The organism is Streptomyces phytophilus (assembly GCF_013870535.1).
Taxonomy (GTDB): domain Bacteria; phylum Actinomycetota; class Actinomycetes; order Streptomycetales; family Streptomycetaceae; genus Streptomyces; species Streptomyces phytophilus.
The window spans coordinates 1-2,675 of sequence record NZ_JACBXC010000855.1 but is presented as its reverse complement, the minus strand read 5'-3'; the positions used below and the strand labels follow the sequence as shown (position 1 = coordinate 2,675).

At 71.9% G+C, this 2,675-nt stretch carries 1 protein-coding gene and 1 pseudogene; both read left to right on the top strand.

Annotated features, from left to right (window positions below):
• Positions 1–1,603: murein biosynthesis integral membrane protein MurJ (murJ, locus tag H5J30_RS26250; protein WP_181789815.1), on the top strand; the 1,603-nt coding region annotated here is incomplete at its 5' end.
• Positions 1,604–1,713: 110 nt separating this feature from the next.
• Positions 1,714–2,675 (top strand): annotated as a pseudogene (locus tag H5J30_RS26245) (protein kinase family protein); the annotation flags it as partial.

The window sequence follows — 2,675 nt, the reverse complement described above, 5'->3', positions numbered from 1 at the left end:
GGCGGCCGGCACGCTCGTCTCGCGCATCACCGGCTTCCTGCGCACGCTGGTGATCTCCGCGGCCCTGGGCGTCGCGGTCCTCGGCGACACCTACACCGTCGCGTACACGCTGCCGACGATGATCTACATCCTCACCATCGGCGGCGGCCTCAACTCCGTCTTCGTCCCGCAGCTCGTGCGCGCGATGAAGAACGACGCCGACGGCGGCATCGCCTATGCCAACCGGCTGCTGACCCTCGTCTCGGTCATCCTCGGCGGGATGGTCCTCGTGGCCGTGTTCGCCGCCCCGGTGCTCATCCGCGCGATGTCGGTGAAGATCGCCGACAACCCGCAGTCCAACGAGGTCGCGATCACCTTCGCGCAGTACTGCCTGCCCACCATCTTCTTCATGGGCATCCACGTCGTGATGGGGCAGATCCTCAACGCGCGCGGCAGCTTCGGCCCGATGATGTGGACCCCCGTCCTCAACAACATCGTCATCATCGCCACCTTCGGCCTCTTCCTGTGGGTCTACGGCACCTCCGACTCCTCGGCGATGGACGAGAGCACCATCCCGGCGGAGGGCGTGCGGCTCCTCGGCGTGGGCACGCTGCTGGGTCTCGTGGTGCAGTCGCTGGCGATGATCCCGTACCTGCGGCAGACGGGCTTCAGGATCCGGCCGCGCTTCGACTGGAAGGGCCACGGCCTCGGCAAGGCGGCCAAGCTCGCCAAGTGGACGTTCCTCTTCGTCCTCGCCAACCAGGCCGGCATGCTCGTCGTCACGCAGCTCGCCACCTGGGCCGGCGAGTCCGCCTCCGAGGTGGGCCACGACGGCACCGGCATCATGGCCTTCCAGAACGCGCTGCTGATCTGGCAGATGCCGCAGGCGATCATCACCGTCTCGGTGATGGCCGCGATGCTGCCGCGCATCTCGCGGGCCGCCGCCGACGGCGACCCCAACGCGGTGCGCGACGACATCTCGCACGGCCTGCGCACCTCGGCCGTGGCCATCGTGCCGATCTCCTTCGCGCTCGTCGCGCTCGGCATCCCGATGTGCACGCTGCTGTTCGCCGCGGTCGGCAGTGACGCCGCCTCCTCGATCGGCTACGTCCTGATGGCCTTCGGCCTCGGGCTGATCCCCTTCTCCGTGCAGTACGTCGTGCTCCGCGGGTTCTACGCCTACGAGGACACCCGCACGCCCTTCTACAACACGCTGATCGTCGCCGCGGTCTTCGCGACCGGCTCGGTGATCGCCTTCGTCCTGCTGCCCGACCGGCACGCGGTCATCGGCATGGCCGCCACCTACGGCGTCGCGTACACCGTCGGCGTCGGCGTCGCCTGGCGGCGGCTGAAGCAGCGGATGGGGACCAACGACCTGGACGGCGCCCACGTCGTCCGCACGTACGCCCGCCTCGTCGGCGCCAGCATCCCGGCGGCGCTCGGCGGCGGCGCCGCCGCGTGGGCCGTGACCGACAAGCTCGGCAGCGGCGTCACTGGCTCCCTCGCCGCGCTCGTCGCCGGCTCGGTCGTCCTCGGTGCGATCTTCTACGTCGCGGCCCGGCGGATGCGGATCCAGGAGCTGAACGCGATGATGGGGATGGTCCGCGGCCGCCTCGGCCGGTAACCGGGGGCACAACCTTCCGTCATCGCCGTGTGTCGAGGATGACGTGAGGCTGTGGGCACAATTGTCATGGCGCGGCTGCACGACACAGAGTTGGGGAGGCAGGAACGGCGGTGGCGGAACGGAGCACGGCAGCCGTCGACGGCTCGGCGGCGAACCGCAGCGATGCGGCCGACACGACGGACGCAGCGGAAACGGAAGACCCAACCGGCGCTGCGGAGGCCCCCGCTGCCGAGGCCCCTGCCGCGGCAGCCCCCGACTCCAGCGCCGAGGACGCCGGTGCCGAGGAGCCCGCTGGGACGGAAGCCGGCGATGCGGAACCCGCCGCCGACGCTCCCGCCGCCGACGCCCCGGCCACGGAGCCGGCCGCGCCCGCGCCGGCGCGCCGGGCCGGCGTTCCGGCCGCCGAGATGCACAGCGGCCACAAACTCGCCGACCGCTACCGCCTGGAGGAGTGCGTCACCCGGCTCGACGGCTTCAGCAGTTGGCGCGCCGTCGACGAGAAGCTGCGCCGCGCCGTCGGCGTCCATGTCCTGGCCGCCGGGCACGACCACGCCGAAGCGGTCCTCGACGCCGCCCGCGCCGCGGCTCTCATCGGCGACCCGCGCTTCGTCCAGGTCCTCGACGCCGTCGAGGAGAACAACATCGTCTACGTCGTCCACGAATGGCTCCCCGACGCCACCGAGTTGTCCACGCTGCTCGCCGGGGGCGCGCCGATGGAGCCGCACGAGGCGTACGAACTCGTCACGCAGGTCTCCCAGGCGCTGGCCGCCGCCCACCGCAAGGACCTCGCGCACCTGAGGCTCACGCCGTCCGCCGTGCTGCGGACCGGCAGCGGGCAGTGGCGCATCCGCGGGCTGTCCGTGCACGCGGCGCTGTACGGCACCGAGGCGGACGACCCGCAGCGCACCGACACCGAGGCCGTCGGCGCCCTGCTGTACGCCGCCCTGACGGGCCGCTGGCCGTACGAGGGCGACGCCTACGGGCTCGCCGGGCTGCCCAAGCACGTCGGCCTCATCGCCCCGGACCAGGTACGTGCGGGGGTGCACCGCGGGCTGTCGGAGCTGGCCATGCG